We start from the raw sequence: 21,661 nt of genomic DNA, 5'->3' as shown, positions 1-21,661 counted from the left end.
TACTCAAATTTGGAGTCATTTATGTTTTGCCCATTTTGTTCTGTACAAGAAACTAAAGTCATCGATTCCCGTCTGGTAGCTGATGGCAGCCAAGTGAGACGTAGAAGAGAGTGTACGGTATGTAAAGAACGTTTTACGACTTTTGAAGTGGCAGAATTAGTGATGCCTCGGATAGTCAAACGCGACGGTTCTCGTGAACCTTTTAACGAAGATAAATTGCGGGCCGGCTTGCAGCGTGCCCTAGAAAAGCGCCCTGTTAGTACAGAACAAGTCGAGCAGTGTATCAGTCGTCTGAAATCTTCGTTACGTGCTACTGGTGAGCGCGAAGTCAGTAGTGAATTTCTGGGCAATTTGATTATGGATGCATTGAAAGAACTAGATAAGATTGCTTATGTGCGTTTTGCGTCCGTATATCGTTCGTTTGAAGATATCCGCGAATTTGGTGAAGAGATTGCGCGGCTAGGCGATTAAAGTCTGCACTGGTGATTGTTTTTAATTGTTTTTCTATACTGTTTTTCTTTTATTTATTGGTAACTTGTGACTGAATTTTCTAAAATAGATCATCAAATGATGGCCCGCGCTATTCAATTAGCTAAATGCGGTGAATATACCACTTCTCCTAATCCTAATGTGGGATGTGTTATCAGCGACAGGCAAGGTGTCATTTTAGGCGAAGGCTGGCATAAAAAAGCAGGAGCGCCTCATGCTGAAGTGCACGCTTTGCAACAAGCTGGTGAGTTTTCCAAGGGTGCTACTGCTTACGTCACTCTAGAGCCTTGTAGTCATTATGGTAAGACTCCACCTTGTGCTGATGCCTTAATAGAGGCCGGTGTAACTAGGGTCGTGGCGGCTATGGTTGATCCTAATCCTGTGGTGTCTGGAAAGGGTTTAATTAAGCTACAAGAAGCAGGTATAAAAACCGAACATGGTTTATTGCAAGCAAGTGCGGAACAACTTAACCGTGGTTTTATTAAACGTATGCGAACAGGTCTACCCTGGGTCACCGTTAAGTTAGCCGCTAGTTTAGATGGTAAAACGGCTTTAAAAAATGGCATAAGTCAGTGGATTACCGGTCCACAGGCAAGGCAAGATGTACAAAGACATCGAGCGCGTAGCTGCGCTATTTTATCGGGTTCTGGTACAGTAATAGCAGATAACCCGATGTTGAATGTGCGTTATTCTGAGCTTAATTTAAATGATGATGTGTTAGCACAAAAAGACTTGCGACAACCTTTGCGGGTTTTGTTGGACGGACGCAATCAGTTACCTGCCTCTTTAAATTGTTTGCGATCATTTGAAAACAATCTTGCTGGCAATGTTTTACTTGTTAATGGACAGCCAAGCGAACACTTATTTGAACAGCATGTGAGTCAATGGCAAGCGCCTTTTATTGGCAATAAGTTAGACTTAAATAAAGTGATGACCAAGTTAGGTGAGATGCAACTAAATAACATTTGGGTTGAAGCGGGAGGCAAACTCGCCGGTGCGTTGTTACAAAATAAACTGATTGATGAATTGATTTTATATCAAGCGCCCAAACTTATAGGAGGTGCTGGTCAAAATCTGTTTGACAGCATACCGATTGAAGTAATGGATGAGGTAATTGAGCTTACTTGGACCGATATTAGGCAAGTGGGTAGTGATATTAAAATGACTGCGCTGATTAATAATTAAAACATTAATGTAACGTTGAACAAATTTATTGAGAGATTATGTTTACCGGAATTATAGAGGATGTGGATACTATTGAAGCCTTGACACCCTCTGGCACGGACATAAGGTTGTCAATTAAAACCGACAAGTTGGATATGAGTTATGTCTCTTTAGGTGATAGTATTGCTAATAATGGAGTTTGTTTAACGGTAGTCGCTATGTCGAAAAGTGGATTTAGCGCTGACATATCACATAAGACCATTAAACGTACTGGTTTTGCCAGCTATCAGGCAGGTAGTAAGGTTAACCTTGAGAAAGCATTGCAAGCTAACAGTTGTTTGTGGGCATTATGTGAGTGGCCATGTGGACGGTGTAGGTGAGATATTATCTATTGCACCTGTTGGCCGTTATGTGGAGATTTGGATTAAAGCACCCGTTCAACTAGCAAAATATTTGGCTGAAAAGGCTCGAGCACGTTGGATGGTGTGAGCCTAACTGTGAATCAAGTAAATGGTGCTAAATTTTTACTGACATTAATTCCTCATAGCTTGAAAGAAACTATTATCGGACTATATAAATTAGGTACTAAGGTTAATTTAGAAGTGGATGTAATCGCCCGTTACATTGAAAGGTTAATGTTAGGTGACAAAGCGGCAGAGCCCTCAAGTCAAGATGGTAAAAAAGATATCAGTATGGCGTTTTTAGCAGAAAACGGCTATTTGAAGTAAATAAGGTCACCGAAAGGTGCTTGTCCCAAGGGTAAAAACGATGCCCTCAATAAAATTAAAAAGAAGACAATAAACTATGCCATTAAATAGCAGTGAAGAGATAATTGAAGATATCCGTCAAGGTAAAATGGTTATCTTAATGGATGATGAAGATAGGGAAAACGAAGGCGACCTTATTATGGCTGCCGAATATGTTACACCCGAAGCTATTAATTTCATGGTGACTCATGCTCGGGGTTTGGTGTGTTTACCCATGACTGCTGAGCGCTGCCAAGCGCTCAACTTACCCTTGATGGTAGATGACAATAGCGCTCAATTTTCAACCAACTTCACTGTCTCTATTGAAGCGGCAGAAGTGTGTTACGACAGGAATTTCAGCGTCAGACCGGGCCAAAACTGTATTGGCGGCAGTAGCAAAAGATGCAAACCCTAGCAACATTGTGCAACCGGGACATATTTTCCCATTAATTGGTAAAGAGGGGGGGGTGCTAAACCGTGCAGGACATACTGAAGCAGGTATAGACTTGGCTCGTCTCGCAGGTTGTGAGCCTGCTTCTGTAATAGTTGAAATACTCAACGAAGACGGCAGTATGGCCAGGCGTCCAGAGTTGGAAGTCTTCGCAGCCAAACATGACATGAAAATTGGTACTATCGCTGATTTAATCGAATATAGAAATTTGAATGAAACCACTATTCAGCAGGTTGCTAAGTGTAAACTTCCCACAGAGTACGGTGAATTTGATTTAGTTACTTATAAAGATGTGATTGATAACCAAGTACACTTTGCTATGTGCAAAGGTGAGATTAATAGTGATGTGCCTACTTTGGTGAGAGTGCATTTGCTGAATAGTTTTAGTGATTTATTAGGTTCTCAACGGGCTATTTCACGAAGTATGGGGTTGCCACAAGCCATTAAATATATTGCTGATAATGGTGGTGTTTTAGTGCTGCTAGGTAAAGATGAAGATTTACTGACCCAGGTCAAACAATTTGAAGCAGAAGATAATGGCGAGAAAACCGCTAATGCCCCATGGACTGGCTCATCTAGACCGGTCGGTGTAGGTAGTCAAATATTAGCCAGCTTATGTGTTTAAAAAATGCGTTTGATGAGCCAACCCAAAAAAACCATGCCTTGTCAGGCTATGGATTAGAAGTGGTGGATACATCGAAAATTTAAAAATTAAAATTCCACAAATTCCCATTTACGATGTGCTAAAGGCGCCCCGGATTTCCCAGAAAGGTTAAAAATGAATATTATTTGAGGGAACATTCGCGCAACAGGCAAAAAGTTTGCTCTAGTGGTTTCACGTTTCAACGGTTTTGTTGTTGAAAGCCTTGTCGATGGTGCTCTAGATGCCCTTGAACGACATGGTGAAGTAAACGAACAAGATATTACTTTAGTGCGTGTGCCAGGTGCTTACGAACTACCCATCGCAGCGAAAAAACTTGCCGAACAAAACAAATATGATGCCATTATTGCCCTTGGTGCAGTTATACGTGGTGGAACACCTCACTTTGAGTTTGTCGCTGGCGAATGTAATAAAGGTTTAGCGCAAGTCTCTTACGATCATGGTATTCCTGTTTCTTTTGGCGTAATCACTACTGATAGTATTGAACAAGCTATCGAACGTTCTGGCACTAAAGCTGGTAACAAAGGCGCAGAAGCTGCTATTAGTGCACTAGAAATGGTTAATGTATTAGCTAATATTGAAGAGGCTAAATAGTTGAAACCTAAAGCCCGCCGTCTAGCCAGAGAATTTGCAGTACAAGCGGTTTATTCTTGGCAAATGAGCAAAAATCCTGTCGAACAAATAGAGCTTAGTATCGTCACCAGTAACGATATGAAAAAAGTGGATACTGAGTATTTTTTGGAATTATTGCGAGCCGTTGTAAAAGACTGTGCAGAAATAGACAAAAAAATGAAACCTTACCTTGGGCGCCTGCCTGAGGAGCTAGATCCCGTAGAAAAAGCGATTCTTAGAATTGCTACTTACGAGCTTGTTGCTAGAATTGATGTCCCTTATAAAGTTGTTATCAATGAAGCCATCGAGTTAGCTAAATCTTTTGGTGCAGAAGAAAGCCATAAATTTATTAATGGTGTGTTGGACAAAGCGATAAAGACCCTGCGTAAAGATGAGTTGTCCTAACCCTAGCAAATAGGTTGCGGACAACTTTCTCTCACTGATTTAAATAAAAGTAGTAACTGTGAAAGAATTTAATGTGATTGAAGACTTTTTCAAAGCAAAAAGTATTCAGCGTAAAGACGTGATAATTGGCATTGGTGATGATGGTGCTGTCACTCATATCCCTCAAGGTCAAGCCTTAGTCACTACCACCGATACCTTGATTAGTGGCGTGCATTTCTTACCAGACACGCCTGCCCACGCGATAGCGCAAAAAGCCATGGCCGTAAATTTAAGCGATTTGGCCGCCATGGGTGCAGAACCCGCTTGGATTAGTTTATCTTTGAGTATGCCTGAGGTTGATGAAACTTGGCTTGAAGCTTTTTCAAATGGTTTGCAACAACACTCTAAATATTACTCGGTGCAATTGATTGGCGGTGATACTGTTAAGGGACCTCTAGCTATAACCATCACGGCGCAAGGATTTGTGCCCTTTGACCAAGCTCTGACAAGAAGTAAGGCTAAACCAGGTGATTCGCTTTATGTCACTGGTACATTGGGTGATGCAGGATTAGGTTTGCATATAGCGCAAAAAAAGTGTGTAGTGAGCAATCCGCTTAATCAAGCGTTTTTGCTGAATCGCTTGAATTATCCCACCCCAAGGTTATTGGTTGGTAACAGCCTTAGGCGTATTGCCAGTGCTTGTATCGATATATCCGATGGTTTGATCGCTGATATTAAACACATTCTAAATGCGTCTCAGTGTGGTGCCACAATACATGTTGATAAATTGCCATTGTCTCCAGCCCTAAAAGAATCTGTGACTTATTCTCAAGCGATCAGTTATGCCTTAAGTGCTGGGGATGATTACGAGTTATTATTCACGGTGAGTGAAGAACAAAAAGGCCATTTAGAGACAACCTTAGCCAATGCTAATGTGCATGCGACCTATATTGGTCAACTAAACGGCTCTGCAGGTAAGTTACAGTTACGTCAAGCTGACAAACCTTATGAATATAGCGCCAAAGGTTACGAACACTTCTAGTTACCTCAACCAAAGAGAGGCACTGCAATGGATAAACAAATACGCAGCCGAGTGAGCTTACTTAATCCTGTTCACTTTTTGGCGTTTGGATTTGGTAGCGGTTTAGCTGCAAAAATGCCAGGTACATTCGGTACGTTAGCTGCTTTGCCCTTAGTTGTGCTGTTATCTCATTTCTCTAGTTTTTCCGTTTATTTGATTGTCACAATACTAGTGTGTGTGTTTGGCATCTGGATCTGTGGAAAAACCGCAGAAGACATGGGTGTGCATGACGACTCCTCTATCGTTTGGGATGAAGTCGCAGGCATGTTAATCACTATGCTTGCAGTACCCCTGAGCTGGCAAACAGTGCTGGTTGGTTTTATGCTATTCCGATTTTTTGATATATTAAAACCTTGGCCTATTAGCTACTTAGATAAACATGTTCACGGCGGCTTTGGCATCATGATTGATGATGTATTGGCGGGTTTATTTGCTCTTGCGGGCATACAATTTGGTTTAGTTATGGGGTGGTTTTAGCTTCAGGGCTACCTTCAAATCACAGAGTTGCAGTAAATCTTAGACTTTTTTTAATAATGAATCATTATTATGTCACTGATATTAAACCTGTTACCTGTATTATTAATTTTCCATGTATTAGCTCAATGGTTACTAGGATAAAACGCAGATGGTCAGGTTCTTATTATTTTTTATTACAACTTAATATCCTCATCTAGTTATCCTCCCTGTTTGTATTAAACGACTGGTCAATAAATACATCTGCAGGTAGCTGAAACTTCGGTGGCGGTGTTGTCAGTGCTGATAGGTGATTCGTTTGTTATTTATGAATACTTAGAATATAAATCTGCGGGGTGTTGTGTGTTCGATGGCTTTTGCAGATCGGTATCTTTATAATAAAATGCATGTAGAGGCTAGATTAAAAATCACCGAATCTATGGCCAAACGCTCTGAACAACTTAATGAAACGTTACAAGATCCCGCTTTAAGAGCCGAAGACTTATCAGCACGATACGAAAGAGAAATATTAAAGCAGATTAATGAAGATAAGTTAAATGGTGAATTGGAGCAAATTTTTACTTTTTATGAACAAATAATTTTGTGCCGTGAATTGGATTTATGTGAAGAAAAAGTGTCGGGGCAATTTTTCGATACCGATGCACAAGGATTTGTAAACACCTACTACCCTTATATCTGTAACGTTCGTAAAGAATGGCATAACCCAGAGCAATATAAAAAGATTACGCAATTTTATAGCCCTAAACTGACCTGCGAATTTTAGTCACCTCCTGTTAATTTAACCTGTGTGTCCTGCTAATTATGAGGCCTGTTAATATTGATATTTAAAGCATGTGCCTTGCGGTACACTGGCACCCATGCCATTTTTAAAATGAATCCCTTCGTCCAACCTACTTTTTTGCTGCAGCTAAAAAAAGTAGGCAAAAAAAGCCGCTCGATGGCAATGCTCTTCTTCCAATTATTAGGCAAATTTCGCAGGTCGTTTGCACTTGCTCCCGGCAATGGCAAACTCAATTTGCGTCCCTGCAAATTGCCCTACTAAATTCACCTTATAATTGGCGAGCTTTGAGTCGAGGGTAAATCAAGAGCATCGGCGTTGCCGACTAATAAGGTAAATGGCTATTGATGGAAAGTATAAAAGAGGTCGAGTGCTTGAACTCATTGTTTACTATAAGGCACAACATTTATATTCAATGGAAGGCTATGTTTTCAACAGAGCTTTGCACGATTTAGAGTTTGATACATACAAATATCATGTTGTAGGTTCAGTGTTAGTTCAAATTGCAATGAATGTTGAACCATTTCTGAGTTTAGTTAAAGCAGATCAGGATTACTTCGAGGCACAAAGTTATTTACATGATGCTATAGACATTAATCAGATAGATAAGGGTATTCAAGGGCTGCACGAAAATCAGCATATACAAAGAGTAACTTTAACCTATATTAAGTCTCGCGACGTGTATGTAAGTTATGAATTGATAGACAAATTAGTTAATGTAAATCCTTTTACTAGAGGTTTAAAAAAGCTTATGTATGCATTTTCATATGAGCATAAATTGCTTGCTGAAAATAGCAATACCGAATTGCATGATAGAATCTTTAGTCATTATCAATCAGCATTACCAGACTTAAGCCATATTAAATTTTATTATGTGTAAGCTCTTTATTTTTATGCGCGATTTCTAAAGATAATAGGTAGCCAAGAGTTCGAAACTGTCTATGAGCAGGGGTTACAGATAACCTTAAAACACCATTATCGCTATTGGCAACATAGGTTTTTATTGTTAAAGCAGTCGACCTTAGGTAGGTATAACCCTGAAGACTATCCGCTACCCGGAAGCCCTGAAATTTCTTCATTGATTGAAAAACAAGTAAAGTGGATAAAGCAAAAATATGGCACAAGCTTGAATCCTTTTAATTAAGACAGAGCTGAGTTAAAAGCGCTTCCTAGTTAACTTTTTTTAGAATAACTAGGTTTGCGGGGGACAGCCATCATAACTCCCTATTAGAATATAGGTAGAAGGCTTCTTAGTCGGCAAAGCCGATGCTTTTGACTTACCCTCGACTCAAGGCTCGCCGACTATTACTTCAATTTAGTAGGGCAATCGCCATGCGGACGCCGCGCGGGACAGGCGATTGAGCGGTGCGCCGTCTGGAACGGCTCAGCGCGACCTGCTAAATTGAAGTAATAGTTGGATGAAGAGTATTGCCCTCGAGCGGCTATTTTTCTGGTTACTCTTTTTTTGCTGTAGAAAAAAGAGTAACTGGCTCGAAGGGACCTGAGTCAAAAATGGCAAGGATGCCAGTAAGCGTCAGCGCATGCTTTATGTTACGAAATATCCGTAATAGTAATATTTAATACTAAACCTAGGCATAATAATTATTTATAAAACTCATCAATTCTACCCAATATACCCGCTGCATCTAAACCTAGTTCAACATACATCTCTTGTTGGGTACCTTGCATAATAAATTCATCAGGTAGGCCAAGTTGCAATAGTCTACTGGTATGTTTGGAAGACATTAAGTATTCAGCTACTGCACTGCCTGCACCGCCTATAATGGCGCCGTCTTCAATGCTTACAAACAAACCGTGGGTTGCTGCGAGTTGGTTAATAATGTCGGTATCTAAAGGTTTAACAAAACGCATATCAATGATGGTTGCATTGATTTTTTCTGCCGCTTCTTGGGCGTAGGGCAACAAAATACCAAAGTTAAGAATCGCGACCTTCTCGCCGTTTCTTATAGTGCGACTTTTTCCTAACTCAAGGGCAGTCATTTGTTTCTCAGGCACTACACCAGTAGCTGATCCTCTTGGATATCTGACAGCTGCAGGCTTTTGTAGCTTGTGCCCTGTGAATAACATCTGACGGCATTCATTCTCATCGGCTGGTACCATGATCACCATGTTGGGGATACAGCGTAAAAATGCAATATCAAACGCACCTTGGTGAGTAGGGCCATCAGCGCCCACAAGTCCTGCGCGGTCTATGGCAAACAAAACTGGTAAGTTTTGTATTGCCACATCATGAATAAGCTGGTCGTAGGCTCGTTGCAAGAAGGTGGAATAAATAGCTACTACCGCATTCAGACCTTCTTTGGCAAGACCCGCAGCAAAGGTGACTGCGTGTTGTTCAGCAATTGCTACATCAAAATATTGTGATGGATACTGCTGGGAAAATTTGACCATGCCAGAACCCTCACGCATAGCGGGTGTGACGGCCATTAATTTAGAATCCCGTGCGGCCATATCGCATAACCAATCACCAAATATAGCTGAAAAAGTTGGGTTGCTGGGCGCTGCTTTGGGCAGAGCTTGATCACTTGGATTGAACTTAGGCACTGCATGAAACTTAATGGGATCTTGTTCGGCTGACTCGTACCCTTTGCCTTTTTTGGTTACTACATGAAGAATTTGTGGACCTTTGATGTTGCGCATATTACGAAGCGTGTCCACTACGCCATTCACGTCATGACCGTCTATTGGTCCGATATATTTAAATCCCAATTCTTCAAAAATAGTACCGGGAACCACCATGCCTTTGATATGTTCTTCAGCACGGCTGGCAAATTCCTTTATTGGTGGAACATTACTCAGTAATTTTTTACCACCATCGCGGATAGAGTTAAAAAAAGTACCTGTTAATAATCTGGCCAAGTGACTATTTAGGGCGCCGACATTTTCTGATATCGACATCTCATTGTCATTTAACACCACTAATAAATCTTTACTGATATCTCCACCATGGTTCAATGCTTCAAAGGCCATGCCTGCGGTCATGGCACCATCACCAATTACTGCCACCACTTTTCTACCTTGCGCTTCTTTTTCTGCCGCGACTGCCATGCCTAAAGCGGCACTAATAGAGGTAGATGAATGGCCTACAGCAAAGGTGTCATATTCGCTTTCTGGCGGCCATGGGAAAGGATGTAAGCCACCTTTTTTACGGATGGTCGGCATACGTTTACGGCGACCGGTTAAAATTTTGTGGGGGTAGGCTTGATGGCCCACATCCCATAACAGGCGATCAAAAGGGGTGTTGTACACATAATGCAAAGCAACTGTCAGCTCGACCGTGCCTAATCCCGAGGCAAAATGTCCACTACTTTGGCTCACGCTGGTTAATAAGTATTGACGTAATTCAGTACTTAGCTGCTTAAGTTTATCTTGTGATAACTCTCTTAACTGTTCTGGTGTATCAGCTTGAGCGAGGATTGGGTAGTGAGCAATATCTAGGGTCATTAAAGAGTATCAACTAATTAAGTTTATTTATTTGGCCACTTGTACATATTTATCTAGTTAGTACGGTGGATAACAAAGTCGGTAAAAGACACCAACATTTGGGTATTGTAAGGCAAAGCGCGCAAAGCTTGAAGCGCTTGTTGATGTAGATCTTCCAGGTAAGCTTGTGCTTGTTCTAATCCTAGCATAGCAGGATAGGTGCTTTTGTTCTGTGCTTGGTCAGAACCTTGTGGTTTTCCTAGCACTGTAGAGTCGCTGACCACATCTAAAATATCGTCCTGGACTTGAAATGCCAAGCCTATAATTTTAGCAAAACGCATTAAATGTTGACGACTTTGTGGGGTGATATTTACAGCCAAAGCGATAGTCATCTCAACACAAGCACTCAGCAGAGAACCTGTTTTTTTGTCGTGCAGGTCTTCTAACTGTTTTTGGGTGATATGTTGGCCAGTCGCAGCCAAGTCCATCGCTTGGCCTCCGCACATACCATTGTAACCAGCTGCTTGACTAATAATTTTGACTAATTCAATACGTTTGATTCCCAGTGTATTTGAAAGCGGGTAATCGCACAATATTTCAAATGCCAAAGTCTGTAAGGCATCACCAGCTAATATGGCAATGGCTTCATCAAATTGAATATGACAGGTTGGATGCCCCCGTCTTAGGTCATCATTATCCATAGCGGGTAAGTCATCATGGATAAGTGAATAGGCATGGATTGCTTCTATCGCAGCTGCGGGACCATCAAGATCTTTTTCTTGGACGGAAAGCATTTTACCTGTGGCATAAACTAAAAAGGGGCGCATTCGTTTACCACCTATTAGTAATGCGTATTCCATAGCTTGTTTAAGCTTTTCTGAATGTTCAGGTAAAGCATTGATGGCTTGACTCAGGATTGAATTAACCCTGTCGCGGCTCGCTTGTTGAAAGGTGCTTAAATTCATTAATTATCAGGTTCAAATACGTCTAAAGTTTGCTGCCCATTTTTAGTGGTAAGAATTTGAACTTTTTGTTCTGCATCTTTTAATTTTTGTTGGCTATGTCTGGCTAGCACAATACCGCGCTCAAAATTTTGTAATGCGTCTTCCAGAGGCAAATCTCCTTGCTCCATTTTTGTCACTAGTGCTTCTAGTTCCAGCATAGATTGTTCAAAGGTGAGCGATTCTGCTTTTTTACGAGTTGTCATAATATTCCTCTTCAGATTCCTAAAATGGCAGGCACCTTACCTGAGCGAAAAAAATGGGTCAAATACTTTTCAAATACAGCCTAAAAGTAGTGTCATATACGTCTGTTAAGTGAAAAAAGACTGACCTTAAATTAATAACATAAATGGTTACTATAGAATTATTTATGATTGTCGATAAAATGAGGTGGTAAACACTTAAAACTGTTTACGTTTTTAGTTTATTGTAGATAGCTAATTATTGGCAATAATCTGAGCTGTTGGCTTTTGTTGCTTAATATTTATACCTTTATTTTTATTGGGAGCACAATGTGGATTTAGCAACCATAATCGGTATTCTTGGCGCTATTGGTTTTGTTGTGATGGCGATGATCCAAGGTGGTGATATCGCAATGTTTATCAACGTACCTTCAATATTGATTGTATTTGGTGGGAGTATATTTGCGGTTTTATCCCAATATACTCTGGGGCAGTTTTTTGGTGCCGGCAAGATCGCTGGTAAAGCGTTTATGTTCAAAATCGAAACCCCTGAATCGCAAATAGAAAAAATTGTTGAAATGGCCGATGCAGCTCGAAAGGGTGGGTTTTTAGCTTTAGAAGAAGCTGAAATTGCCAATTCCTTTATGCAAAAGGGGGTCGATATGTTGGTGGATGGTCACGATGTCGAAGTTGTCAGAGCTACGTTAAGCAAGGATATTTATATGACCACAGAACGACATGATTTCGGGAAGTCTATCTTTAAAGGTTTAGGAGATGTTGCGCCAGCCATGGGTATGATAGGGACTTTGGTGGGTTTGGTAGCGATGTTGTCAAACATGGATGATCCTAAGTCAATTGGCCCTGCAATGGCGGTAGCGCTTTTAACGACCCTTTACGGTGCGATGTTAGCCAACCTAGTCTGTTTACCTATTTCAGTCAAACTAGGTCATCGAGCTGATGAAGAAAAACTTAACCAAAGTCTAGTGTTAGACGGAATTATTGGCATTGCCGATGGACAAAACCCACGGGTTATTGAAGGGATCCTTAAAAATTATTTAGCGGCTAAAAAACGTGGCTCTGAAGAAGATGCAGAATAACTGATGGAAAATGAATGCCCTAAATGTCCTCCCGAAGGACTTCCTGCTTGGATGGGAACCTTTGCTGATTTAATGGCGTTATTAATGTGTTTCTTTGTGCTGCTGTTATCTTTTTCTGAGATGGATGTACTTAAGTTTAAACAAATCGCAGGCTCAATGAAGTTCGCTTTTGGTGTTCAAAATAAAATTGAAGTAAAAGATATTCCAAAAGGTACCAGTGTGATTGCGATGGAGTTTCGTCCTGGTCGCCCAGAGCCCACGCCTATAGATACTATCCAGCAACAGACTACTGACATGACTCAAGAGATGCTGGAGTTCCAAGCTGGTACTGAAGACTCTGCAGGCGGTCGTCAAAAACAGCGGGGTGAGCAACGTGGCGGGGCAGCACAACAAACTGCCTCAGATCAACAGTCTCAAAGTAACAGTGAAAAAGCTAGCCAAGAAGAAGTGGCTGAGCGTATGCGTAAAGTCGCACAAAAGTTAGAAAAGCAAATTATTGATGGTGCGATTGAAATTGAGTCTTTGGGTCAACAAATCACTATTCGTATAAGAGAAAATGGTTCGTTCTCTGCGGGGTCAGCATTTTTACAACCGCAGTTTGTACCGATATTGCGTAAAATAGGCGTTTTGTTAGCTGATATGCCAGGTGATATCGAAGTGTCTGGACATAGTGATAGTCAGCAAATTTCGAATGAGCTATATCGTTCGAACTGGGACCTTTCATCCCAACGAGCTGTGGCTGTGGCTGAAGAGCTTAGGCGTGCTGAAGGCTTTGATGAGAGTCGCATGTCGGTGGTAGGTAAAGCTGATACTGATCCTATGACTGATATTGATGATACGCAGAATCGAAGTCGTAATCGTCGGGTAGAGATTTCTATTAATCAGGGTAAGCCTAAAATATCTGAGCCGATATCAGTTCTAGAATAGTTATTTTTAAGCCTCACGTTTTGTAATATTCAACGGATCCACTTCACTTCATATTGTACGGTGGCCAGCTGATGTGCAGCGCATAGAATGCTTTTATGCCGATTACTTTATGCTACCAGCTGCAAACAAGTAAGTTCAAAATATTACTCAAATATTTTTGACCACTTTTTGAAAGATTATTTGAACACCTTAAAAATGATCAGCAGGCTTAAATACGCACTGTCGCCACGCTGACGTATTTCATAAAAAGTCATTCGAAGATGATTTTTTTACCTTGCTAGTAGGTGAGGAAGCAGTCGCTTCGCTAGTGCTTTATATATTTCCTATTATCGCTGCACTTATAAAGCATAGTGTTGATATCGTTATACTTATCATAGGGATGTTGAATTAATATCCCTATGATAGAAGCATGTAACTAACTCCGACTAAAATAGGTAATAGTGTCAACCCAAGTGATTGTTGAATAATATATATGTGATTGATGGTGATGGGAATATATACGGCAGGCAACAATATAGCACCTAGACTATGACTGGCGTTGAATCCCTTCCATGCTTTCAATATTGAAATTTGGCTGCTTATCACGGATGGTATTCACTTCATTGCTGATGTGACTTCAGGGTCTCGGGCGTTAAATTTGTTGACTATAAACGCATATATCGAATGCATAGTACCTAAAATTCCAAAGATAGAAACGCCTATCAGAATAAGAACTTGCTGCATAATTCACCGGTGTATCTTTTGTGAATAAATAGTGTTTGGAAGCGTAAAAGAAAAGTAGTGTAATCGAATCCGTAATGCTGGAAAAACAAGATTGGATTGACGCGACTACTCAATCTATTAAGGTATTTTGAGTAGATCGAGTGAAAGTCTATCTACTCGCTAAAATGCTGAACGTAACTCGTGGCTGTTTTTTCTGGCATTTTAATAAACACCAAGATTTGTTAGATGCGGTCTTGAGTAATTAGCAACAAAAACCATATTATTTGTGATCGATATATTTGTTCATTCTAATATTTCTGCTGAGCCACGTCTTGATAAATTACTCACACTATCATTTACCATGTCACCTTCAAGTTTGGGCACGGAACAAGCAATAAGGGCTTGGGGCTTAAATTTTCAAGAGCCAAGCAAAATAATTGAAGACGAGGATAAGCAGCGTATTGAATACTTATTTCAACTAATTTTAAGCATGGGGTTAGCAGAATTAGTTGCCCTTCAGTATGCCAGAGTGATCTATTACAGTAGGGGCGGGTTGTTTGCTCAGGCTGTGGTTCCGAGGTTCAAATAGCGGATACTTGTTATGCAAAGTTTGCTGAGAATGGTGGAAGATTAGTTTTTTTGGTTTATGCCTTCGGGCTTTGAACCTAACACGAGGACACTATTACTCTCATTTCCATTATTTTATTATAAATGCATTTTTCGGCGTTTTCTGCCGTTTTATTTCACTATTTTCTGCTTTATCTTCCTGCACTATAACGAACAATGTATCGCACTAATTTCGAGCATATCAGAAGTGAAATTATGGTTTTTTCAGTACATTCATGCTTTGGTCATTATTCTTAGTTAAAATTTATTGGCAAACTGTTTGCATAGTCTTGTTATAGGACAAACATTATTTAATGAAGGATCAAGTATAATGGCCAGAAAACATAGGATCCCACGAAATACGCTTAATGATCATAGCCATGAGTGGGCGCAAAAACGTCGTGAATATTTAACCCAACAAACAGGTGCTGATTTACTACACACTGGACATTATTCAATTGATCCGAGTGTTTTGCCTGGCAATATTGAAAACTTTATTGGTGTGGTACAAATGCCTGTGGGTATTGCAGGCCCAATGTTGGTCCACGGTGAGCATGCGCAAGGTTATTTTCATGTTCCATTGGCGACAACCGAAGGCACACTAGTAGCAAGTTATAGTCGTGGTATGCGCTTGCTCAATGAATGTGGTGGTGTGCATACCACAGTAGTTGAACAATTTATGCAGCGATCACCGGCCTTTATCTTTTCCAACGCCAGAGAAGCGCGGGATTTTGGTCAATGGATAGATGAGCATTTTTTAGAGATTAAGCAACAAGCTGAAACGACTACGCGAATTGGTAAACTAGAGCACATTATGCAGTGGTCAGTGTCGAAAACACGTTATCTACGATTCAACTATACAACGGGAGATGCGGCTGGGCAAAATATGGTGGGCAAGGCCACGCTGGTAGCTTGTGAATGGATCGTCAAAGAATACCCAGGCGAATGTGAGTATTTGCTATCAGGAAATATGGATACAGATAAAAAACACTCACACTTGAACATGCTGCATTCCCGAGGAAAACGGGTTATTGCAGAAGTCGTGCTGAAAAAAGATATAGTTCAAAAGATCATGAAGGTAGATACCAAAATGTTGGCCCGGGCGACAGTATTGGCTAATACCGGCGCTATGATGGCGGGCGCTGCATATAATGGGCCACACTCAGCTAATGGTATTGCGTCATTATTTATCGCCACTGGGCAAGATGAAGCTAACGTGGTTGAGTCTCATGCTGGTTTGCTCTCTCATGAATTGTTAGATAATGGCGATTTTTATCTGTCTGTGACATTGCCTTCTTTAATTGTGGCTACCTATGGAGGCGGTACAGGTTTACCGACCCAAAAAGAGTGTTTGGAAATACTTGATTGTTATGGCACTGGAAAAGCAAACAAGTTAGCAGAAATTGTGGCTGCAACAGTTCTTGCTGGAGATATTTCTTTAGCATGTGCAGTGATTGGCGGGCATTGGGTGAGTAGTCATGACAAGTTTGGGCGGAACCGAGATTGAACTGCTATCGATTCGTCTGAAGCAAACTTAATTACAAGCATCGACCTTTCAAAGAGTACTTGGTCATGGAGCTGCTATAAAGCAGCTTGTTATGTATAAACTTTGTATTAGGCTATTTATATCATTTTTTAGACTTTCAATTTTGTAGTTTATTTATCATTAGATGTTTATAAAATACCTCTCGATATTAAGACAATCCATATACTAATTAGAGGCGTCTAAAATTAATGGTGACTTATTGATTGAAAGACGAGAAATAATAAACAGAGATAAGTTAAATATACTTGGGTGATATTACTGAATTTGAAGAAAAATTCACATGCTTCTCCAATTTTTTCATACTCAAAGCCAGTTTTTTAACTTGGCAACAGGAGTTCAGAACGAATAAAGATTGTCTCCAGTATCTGAAGTGGCCAAATGGGTTTATATGTTCTCAATGTAGTCACGGCAATGGTATCAACCTTCACTGCTTTGAATTAAACGACTGCAGCCATTGTCACTGAAAAGCATAGGTGACGTCAGGCACTTTATTTCATGGTAGTCATCTACCATTACTCAAATGTTTTGAGCACTGTATTTTATCGGCTCAGACAAAGTCAGTATTTCAGCGCTAAGGCTAAGCAAGCTTATTGAAGTGAACTGGAAGATTGCTCGGTTTATGTTAATGAAAGAGGGATAACCTCTACCGATTGTCGGGCTGTTTTCATGGCGTTACGGGTAACTACTTACAATAGTACTTAAATAAATTTTGTAGTTAGTATTATCGCTTTTTTGTGGAAAAAAATACTTAATTGATTGTTAAACTTGGCAATTATTCATACTTCTTTAAAATCAACCTGAGTTAAATGGAGTAGCATAAAAAATTAAAATGTTGGCTAACACCAAGAGCACAAAAAATATTAAATAACCGACACATTATGATAAATAATGTCACATAAACTCATCCAAATTCATTTTAAGGAAACGCACTAATTTAACTCTTTTGTCTACCTGACTTTGATCAAAAGTGATGATATCTAGATCAACTAACTGGTGAATTGTTTTTCTCGCTGTTGGTGTCGACATATACGATGCTAAGTACCTTTCGATATCAGAAATCTTGACCTCCTTAAGATGAGCAAACTCGTTGACTACCCTGATGTGATGGATATTTAATGTTTTTCTTATTTTTGATATCAAAAATTATAATCCTTTAATAACCAAGTGCCCTCTAGACTTAATAACGAAAATATAAAACACAAATATGTTAGGCAATAATATTGGCTATGATTGATTTTGTTAAAGATTCAGTATTATCAGGAAATTCAGCTTCAGGATAAAACTGTTGGATTGACGTTAGAATCATCAGCTGGGAGAACACATCAATACCTATACTTCAACAATTGCTGGCAACATACCAAATTAATATGTAACAAAAAATAAATGGTTGTTTTGCATACAATGTCTCAGAACATAAACTAATTCCCTATAGATCAATAATATGGCCGACTTAATTTGTGATTGACTTAAGAACACGCTCTTTTTTGTATCATAGCTTGCAAGATATTACCGATTACAAGATTTTAAATTCGTATTTTTTTTAAATACTTGAGGGCATGTTAATTATGACAAAGTACATTCTTTTACTGTTACTAGTTTCAAATATTGTATTCGCGGAGCCTGATGTCAGTGTCTCCGGATTTGGTACGTTAGGTATTGTAACAATCGGTTCAAATGATTTTGGTTATCGTGCCGATTTTTCTTAAACTGGGGTATTAATAAGTGACTTTGACTTTGCTGAAAGTTCAAACTTGGGTATCCAATTTGACATTATCGCCAATAACGAAATCGATATTGTGGTTCAAGCTATTTATAGAGACCAGAAAAAACTAAACCTCGATGATCTACTAAACTTAGCCTTTGTTATATACGCACCTAGTGTTAATTGGTCATTTAGACAAGGATGGACAGCTTTTGATTTGTTTTTATTAATCGAATATTGAGATATAGGTTTTGCCTATAATTGGGCCTATGTACCGTCTGAAATTTATGGCGTTATCCCCTATCGTTATATGGATGGTGCTGACGTAACCTACAGCGAACATCTTGGCAATCTAACGTTTTCAGCTAAGCTGTTTTACGACAAAAGTGAGTTTGCTTCGACTGCCTTTAGTTCGCTTAGATAACATTGTAAGTTTAGGTTTTCAATCGATGAATTGGGATGCCGCCTTAAATCACACTTTGTTAAAGTTCGATTCACAAGCCATAAACCACGGATTCATGAAGTAAAACAACTGGATGCGGTATACCTAACTTATCTGCTAACTTGCCTAACGCATTAGATTTCCAAAATACTGCTGACGTAGATAATCGAAAGGCGACCTACACCTCTAATCAGTGACCAATATTGATTTGATACAGTTACCGTCATTTCAGAGATTGCAGGAATCAACACTGACAGCTTGTCAATTCAATAGATAGAAAGCGGTTATGTGAGTGGCGTATATCATAGAGGTGCACATAACTTTTTTGCTTCGCTAGCGTCAAGATCAATCTGAAAAGTTTGATCTTGACGCTAGCGGTATTAATTTGCCAGCTCTTGCACAAGTGCCTGGGGACTTAGAGATTTACCGCATACCTAAATTTCTGCTAGATTATTACAGTATTAATCAAAAGACTATGTCAGTAGGTTGGCGCTGGGATTTTGACTAAAATATGTCATTTAAACTTCAGTTAGGGCATACCAGTATAGGAAGATTGGGGAAGTACACTTTTGCAACCTTCGGTTTAAAATGATGTCACAGCCAATCGAACGGGCCATGTTAATGCCTTCTTTGCCCCGGGCAATCGCATTAAAGATAGCTTGACACCGATCCTTTGATTTGATCAATTACTTTCCTTTAAGCACCGTAAAACGACCAAACAAAAGCCTACACTTGTCGAACATTTCAAAAACATTGCCGATCCACGCCTTCATAGAAAGCAATTACATATAATTGGATGACATCTTCTTTATTACGCTATGCGCCGTTTTTTGCGGTTGTGATAGTTGGGTGTCCATTGAAAACTTGCAAAGATGAAAATGAAATGGTTTGAGCAGTATTTATCACTTGAACATGGCATCCCGTCATACGTTACCTTTGGGCGAGTATTCTTATTAATCGATCCTGAGTCATTTCAAGTCTGTCTTTTCTAATTGGATCAAGGCAATAGTTAAAAATGCGACAGGGGATGTCATTGCGATTTATGGCAAATGCCTTAAGCGCTCTACGTACGCGCTCACTGGGGCGTAGAGAATAATCTACACTGAACATTAGATATAGCATTTGATGAAGATAGTTGTCGGATGCGCAAAGGGCATTCAGATCAAATATGGCAATATTAGGCCATGTATCGTTAAACCTACTTAAGTCGGAAACTGAACATAAAGTCGGTATTAAAATTAAGCGACAGATGTCAGGTTGGTGCAGTGATTATCTGTTAAAGGTGTTGCAATTATTTTAATTCAATTGCCCTTATACTTTCATGGAAAATTACTTTTTGTTGGTTATTTAAATAAAGATAAAATTTATATGTGGGTAACATTAATTTAACAAATTGATTTTATGACCTTAAATTTAAATTTAAATTTAAGTTTTAAGATGTTGTTCTAGATTTCGCTTCATATTTACGGATGCATTTCTTACCATAAATTTAACGTATCTTATTAACAAAGACTTATGAATTGGTGTTGTTTTTGGTTTCATAAACCTGTTAAAAAAACTCACACAATTTGCGATAGTGATGACCTACTTCATTAGATTATTACCACCATTAATATTTCATATATAAAACTATTATAATAATTCGGTCATTACTAAATTCATTTAAGCTACCTATCTATGCAGATAATTAACCTTATTTAGGTTTAAAATATACAGGGATCAGCAAGTAAAAAGGTTGTTCTACTTAAATATATAAAAGTCACATTAGCTTGAGCAAAATCTTTAGAAGCCTTGATTGGCTCAATTGAACATCTTGGTAAGTGACCAAAATGGATGCATAAAGATTTAATAAGGCAGATGCAGTTAAAGTGGTGTCGAGTCTCGTGGAATATCTTTAGAAATGAATAATTGATTAGCTCTAGGTGTTTGCATCTGCAAAAGAAGGAAAAACTAAAACGTTTGCTTACATTTTACGGATGAAGCTAAAAAGGGAACATTTTTCATGTATATATCTTTCGGTGTGAAGAACTTAAGGTTATCAACACTGCATGGGGAAAGAATAACAATCAGCAGCAGTTATCGAGATGCAGGTGTTTGGTCGGGAATGTGAATATGCACATGCACTTAAACACCACACTTCCTAACCGGCTTGGTTTTATCAAAGAAGATGGATATCTCAGCGACAGTGACTCCAAACTTTTTCATATAAGATCGATTCATAACGCGATTGTTGTCCATCATATACATCCAATCGTCTACGAATAAGTCGTATTCTGTATCATCGATTGGGACCCGTAAAGTATACTGCCAGTTAAATGCAGTGCCTTGCGAGCCGCCGCTAGCTTTACCAATTACATCTGCTGCCCCACCGGTGACACCGCCATCATCTGCAATCTGCAAGTCCCATATACGTATTTGTTGCTCACCGTCGTTATAATAGAAGGTTTCATGTAATTGACCTCGATTGTCTTGCCAAGTGCCAATTATGTCTACGCAAAAACGTCTAGTCAGTTTGTTGGAGTAGTCTTGGACTATTCCCCATGCAGTGACCTCACCATCAAAGTAAGTGGGTAAATTAAATTCAGGTTTAGTGTTTTCATACTCATCTATAGAGCTACTACATGACAAAACAAAAGGAGTAATAAATGCTAAGAGTAGATATTTATGTAAATTCATTTGTGTAATCCAATTAGTTTTTTGCGTACCTTAGGGTAACTGCAATTTTCGTCTAGCCAAATGCGTAAAAAACTTTTACCAAAGGTTTGGTCGGTAATTTTGCCTATTGTTTTACCATTAAAAAAGAATTCACTTTGATGATTTTCATCTACGTGTAATAAAAGAGTGTCGTCTTTTTTGATATCTGGAAATATGTCGGTCAGTAGTGGGATCCATAGGCTAAATTTTTCTTTTTCAATCCCTAATTTCTCCCATTCGTCCTGAGTTCTGTCTATTAAGTCTATTGCGTCGATATCTCTTAAATAGTTTATTTTCAGTGCTTGAGGAAATATTTCTGCTTGGTATTCGCCAGTTTGGCTATACAGACTTGAATTGTAGACATCCCAAAACAGCACTTGAAGTTTGGCTTCTCCAACCTTTTGTAAACCAGCAAGTGGATCTGCCATAGTGACTCCTGAAAAGGTCAAGGTGTATAAAATGCTTACAAAGCAAAACA

General features: G+C 39.4%; 20 protein-coding genes and 3 pseudogenes. 18 read left to right on the top strand and 5 right to left on the bottom strand.

Going from position 1 to position 21,661, the window contains the following annotated elements; translation table 11 throughout:
- Positions 1 to 21: 21 nt before the first annotated feature.
- From nrdR to C427_RS16310, 10 genes and pseudogenes are all read left to right on the top strand, one after another.
- On the top strand, positions 22 to 471 hold the full coding sequence (gene nrdR / locus C427_RS16360; protein ID WP_007642225.1) for a transcriptional regulator NrdR: 450 nt from the start codon (positions 22 to 24) through the stop codon (positions 469 to 471).
- Between the two features lie 66 nt (positions 472 to 537).
- Entirely contained in the window at positions 538 to 1,674 is a 1,137-nt protein-coding gene (gene ribD / locus C427_RS16355; protein WP_007642227.1) for a bifunctional diaminohydroxyphosphoribosylaminopyrimidine deaminase/5-amino-6-(5-phosphoribosylamino)uracil reductase RibD, read from the top strand.
- A 38-nt stretch (positions 1,675 to 1,712) separates the two neighbouring features.
- Positions 1,713 to 2,381 (top strand): annotated as a pseudogene (locus tag C427_RS16350) (riboflavin synthase).
- Between the two features lie 76 nt (positions 2,382 to 2,457).
- Positions 2,458 to 3,558: pseudogene (gene ribBA, locus C427_RS16345) on the top strand (bifunctional 3,4-dihydroxy-2-butanone-4-phosphate synthase/GTP cyclohydrolase II).
- 91 nt (positions 3,559 to 3,649) lie between these two features.
- Positions 3,650 to 4,105, top strand: a complete 456-nt coding sequence (gene ribH / locus C427_RS16340; RefSeq protein ID WP_187292423.1) for a 6,7-dimethyl-8-ribityllumazine synthase — start codon at positions 3,650 to 3,652, stop codon at positions 4,103 to 4,105.
- Entirely contained in the window at positions 4,106 to 4,528 is a 423-nt protein-coding gene (nusB, locus tag C427_RS16335; RefSeq protein WP_007642232.1) for a transcription antitermination factor NusB, read from the top strand. It begins immediately after the preceding gene.
- 58 nt (positions 4,529 to 4,586) lie between these two features.
- On the top strand, positions 4,587 to 5,549 hold the full coding sequence (gene thiL, locus C427_RS16330; protein WP_007642234.1) for a thiamine-phosphate kinase: 963 nt from the start codon (positions 4,587 to 4,589) through the stop codon (positions 5,547 to 5,549).
- 27 nt (positions 5,550 to 5,576) lie between these two features.
- On the top strand, positions 5,577 to 6,065 hold the full coding sequence (locus C427_RS16325; protein WP_007642235.1) for a phosphatidylglycerophosphatase A family protein: 489 nt from the start codon (positions 5,577 to 5,579) through the stop codon (positions 6,063 to 6,065).
- Between the two features lie 346 nt (positions 6,066 to 6,411).
- Positions 6,412 to 6,825: a hypothetical protein gene (locus C427_RS16320; RefSeq protein ID WP_007642237.1), complete on the top strand. Its 414-nt coding sequence runs from the start codon at positions 6,412 to 6,414 to the stop codon at positions 6,823 to 6,825.
- Between the two features lie 352 nt (positions 6,826 to 7,177).
- Complete coding sequence (locus C427_RS16310; protein WP_007642239.1) at positions 7,178 to 7,720, top strand: hypothetical protein; 543 nt, start codon at positions 7,178 to 7,180, stop codon at positions 7,718 to 7,720.
- 722 nt (positions 7,721 to 8,442) lie between these two features.
- Here the strand turns inward: C427_RS16310 and dxs are convergent.
- From dxs to xseB, 3 genes are read right to left on the bottom strand one after another with little or no spacing between them, the layout of a single operon-like run.
- Positions 8,443 to 10,305, bottom strand: coding sequence for a 1-deoxy-D-xylulose-5-phosphate synthase (dxs, locus tag C427_RS16300; protein WP_007642245.1), 1,863 nt, complete (start codon positions 10,303 to 10,305; stop codon positions 8,443 to 8,445).
- Between the two features lie 53 nt (positions 10,306 to 10,358).
- Positions 10,359 to 11,249, bottom strand: a complete 891-nt coding sequence (gene ispA / locus C427_RS16295) for a (2E,6E)-farnesyl diphosphate synthase (RefSeq protein ID WP_007642247.1) — start codon at positions 11,247 to 11,249, stop codon at positions 10,359 to 10,361.
- Positions 11,249 to 11,491 (bottom strand): exodeoxyribonuclease VII small subunit, encoded by a 243-nt coding sequence (gene xseB / locus C427_RS16290; protein WP_007642248.1) that lies wholly within the window; start codon positions 11,489 to 11,491, stop codon positions 11,249 to 11,251. Before xseB ends, ispA begins: the two co-directional genes overlap by 1 nt.
- Positions 11,492 to 11,799: 308 nt before the next feature.
- Between xseB and pomA the strand changes: the two genes are divergently transcribed.
- The 8 genes and pseudogenes from pomA (at position 11,800) to C427_RS28870 (ending at position 19,481) form a co-directional block, all read left to right on the top strand.
- Positions 11,800 to 12,564, top strand: coding sequence for a flagellar motor protein PomA (gene pomA / locus C427_RS16285; RefSeq protein ID WP_007642250.1), 765 nt, complete (start codon positions 11,800 to 11,802; stop codon positions 12,562 to 12,564).
- Between the two features lie 3 nt (positions 12,565 to 12,567).
- The gene (locus tag C427_RS16280; RefSeq protein WP_007642251.1) at positions 12,568 to 13,491 is read left to right on the top strand and encodes a flagellar motor protein MotB; all 924 of its coding nucleotides are present in this window, start codon (positions 12,568 to 12,570) and stop codon (positions 13,489 to 13,491) included.
- A 988-nt stretch (positions 13,492 to 14,479) separates the two neighbouring features.
- Positions 14,480 to 14,782 (top strand): hypothetical protein, encoded by a 303-nt coding sequence (locus C427_RS16275; RefSeq protein WP_226991264.1) that lies wholly within the window; start codon positions 14,480 to 14,482, stop codon positions 14,780 to 14,782.
- Between the two features lie 348 nt (positions 14,783 to 15,130).
- Positions 15,131 to 16,306 carry a hydroxymethylglutaryl-CoA reductase gene (locus C427_RS16270; protein ID WP_007642262.1) on the top strand — a complete coding sequence of 392 codons (1,176 nt, stop codon included), beginning with the start codon at positions 15,131 to 15,133 and terminating at the stop codon, positions 16,304 to 16,306.
- 512 nt (positions 16,307 to 16,818) lie between these two features.
- Positions 16,819 to 17,004: pseudogene (locus C427_RS29035) on the top strand (IS1595 family transposase); the annotation flags it as partial.
- 906 nt (positions 17,005 to 17,910) lie between these two features.
- Positions 17,911 to 18,051 carry a hypothetical protein gene (locus C427_RS26465; protein WP_007642279.1) on the top strand — a complete coding sequence of 47 codons (141 nt, stop codon included), beginning with the start codon at positions 17,911 to 17,913 and terminating at the stop codon, positions 18,049 to 18,051.
- 45 nt (positions 18,052 to 18,096) lie between these two features.
- Entirely contained in the window at positions 18,097 to 18,288 is a 192-nt protein-coding gene (locus C427_RS16260) for a hypothetical protein (protein WP_007642281.1), read from the top strand.
- 1,073 nt (positions 18,289 to 19,361) lie between these two features.
- The gene (locus C427_RS28870; RefSeq protein WP_409371877.1) at positions 19,362 to 19,481 is read left to right on the top strand and encodes a transposase family protein; all 120 of its coding nucleotides are present in this window, start codon (positions 19,362 to 19,364) and stop codon (positions 19,479 to 19,481) included.
- A 1,132-nt stretch (positions 19,482 to 20,613) separates the two neighbouring features.
- On the opposite strand, the gene C427_RS16255 is transcribed toward C427_RS28870, so the two are convergent.
- Together C427_RS16255 and C427_RS16250 are read right to left on the bottom strand one after the other, a co-directional pair.
- Positions 20,614 to 21,165: a DUF3833 domain-containing protein gene (locus C427_RS16255; RefSeq protein WP_007642294.1), complete on the bottom strand. Its 552-nt coding sequence runs from the start codon at positions 21,163 to 21,165 to the stop codon at positions 20,614 to 20,616.
- Positions 21,162 to 21,611 (bottom strand): chalcone isomerase family protein, encoded by a 450-nt coding sequence (locus C427_RS16250; protein ID WP_007642296.1) that lies wholly within the window; start codon positions 21,609 to 21,611, stop codon positions 21,162 to 21,164. Before C427_RS16250 ends, C427_RS16255 begins: the two co-directional genes overlap by 4 nt.
- Positions 21,612 to 21,661: the final 50 nt, after the last annotated feature.

Source organism: Paraglaciecola psychrophila 170, from assembly GCF_000347635.1.
Lineage (GTDB): Bacteria > Pseudomonadota > Gammaproteobacteria > Enterobacterales > Alteromonadaceae > Paraglaciecola > Paraglaciecola psychrophila.
Note: the sequence above shows the minus strand (reverse complement) of the source record. Positions and strands in the feature narration are given on the sequence as shown.

Coding starts and splice junctions, on each gene's coding strand:
- nrdR (WP_007642225.1), top strand. CDS start 22: ATGTTTTGCCCATTTTGTTCTGTACAAGAAACTAAAGTCATCGATTCC.
- C427_RS16325 (WP_007642235.1), top strand. CDS start 5,577: ATGGATAAACAAATACGCAGCCGAGTGAGCTTACTTAATCCTGTTCAC.
- C427_RS16320 (WP_007642237.1), top strand. CDS start 6,412: ATGGCTTTTGCAGATCGGTATCTTTATAATAAAATGCATGTAGAGGCT.
- C427_RS16310 (WP_007642239.1), top strand. CDS start 7,178: ATGGCTATTGATGGAAAGTATAAAAGAGGTCGAGTGCTTGAACTCATT.
- dxs (WP_007642245.1), bottom strand. CDS start 10,305: ATGACCCTAGATATTGCTCACTACCCAATCCTCGCTCAAGCTGATACA.
- ispA (WP_007642247.1), bottom strand. CDS start 11,249: ATGAATTTAAGCACCTTTCAACAAGCGAGCCGCGACAGGGTTAATTCA.
- xseB (WP_007642248.1), bottom strand. CDS start 11,491: ATGACAACTCGTAAAAAAGCAGAATCGCTCACCTTTGAACAATCTATG.
- C427_RS16280 (WP_007642251.1), top strand. CDS start 12,568: ATGGAAAATGAATGCCCTAAATGTCCTCCCGAAGGACTTCCTGCTTGG.
- C427_RS16270 (WP_007642262.1), top strand. CDS start 15,131: ATGGCCAGAAAACATAGGATCCCACGAAATACGCTTAATGATCATAGC.
- C427_RS26465 (WP_007642279.1), top strand. CDS start 17,911: ATGACAAAGTACATTCTTTTACTGTTACTAGTTTCAAATATTGTATTC.
- C427_RS28870 (WP_409371877.1), top strand. CDS start 19,362: ATGAAAATGAAATGGTTTGAGCAGTATTTATCACTTGAACATGGCATC.
- C427_RS16255 (WP_007642294.1), bottom strand. CDS start 21,165: ATGAATTTACATAAATATCTACTCTTAGCATTTATTACTCCTTTTGTT.
- C427_RS16250 (WP_007642296.1), bottom strand. CDS start 21,611: ATGGCAGATCCACTTGCTGGTTTACAAAAGGTTGGAGAAGCCAAACTT.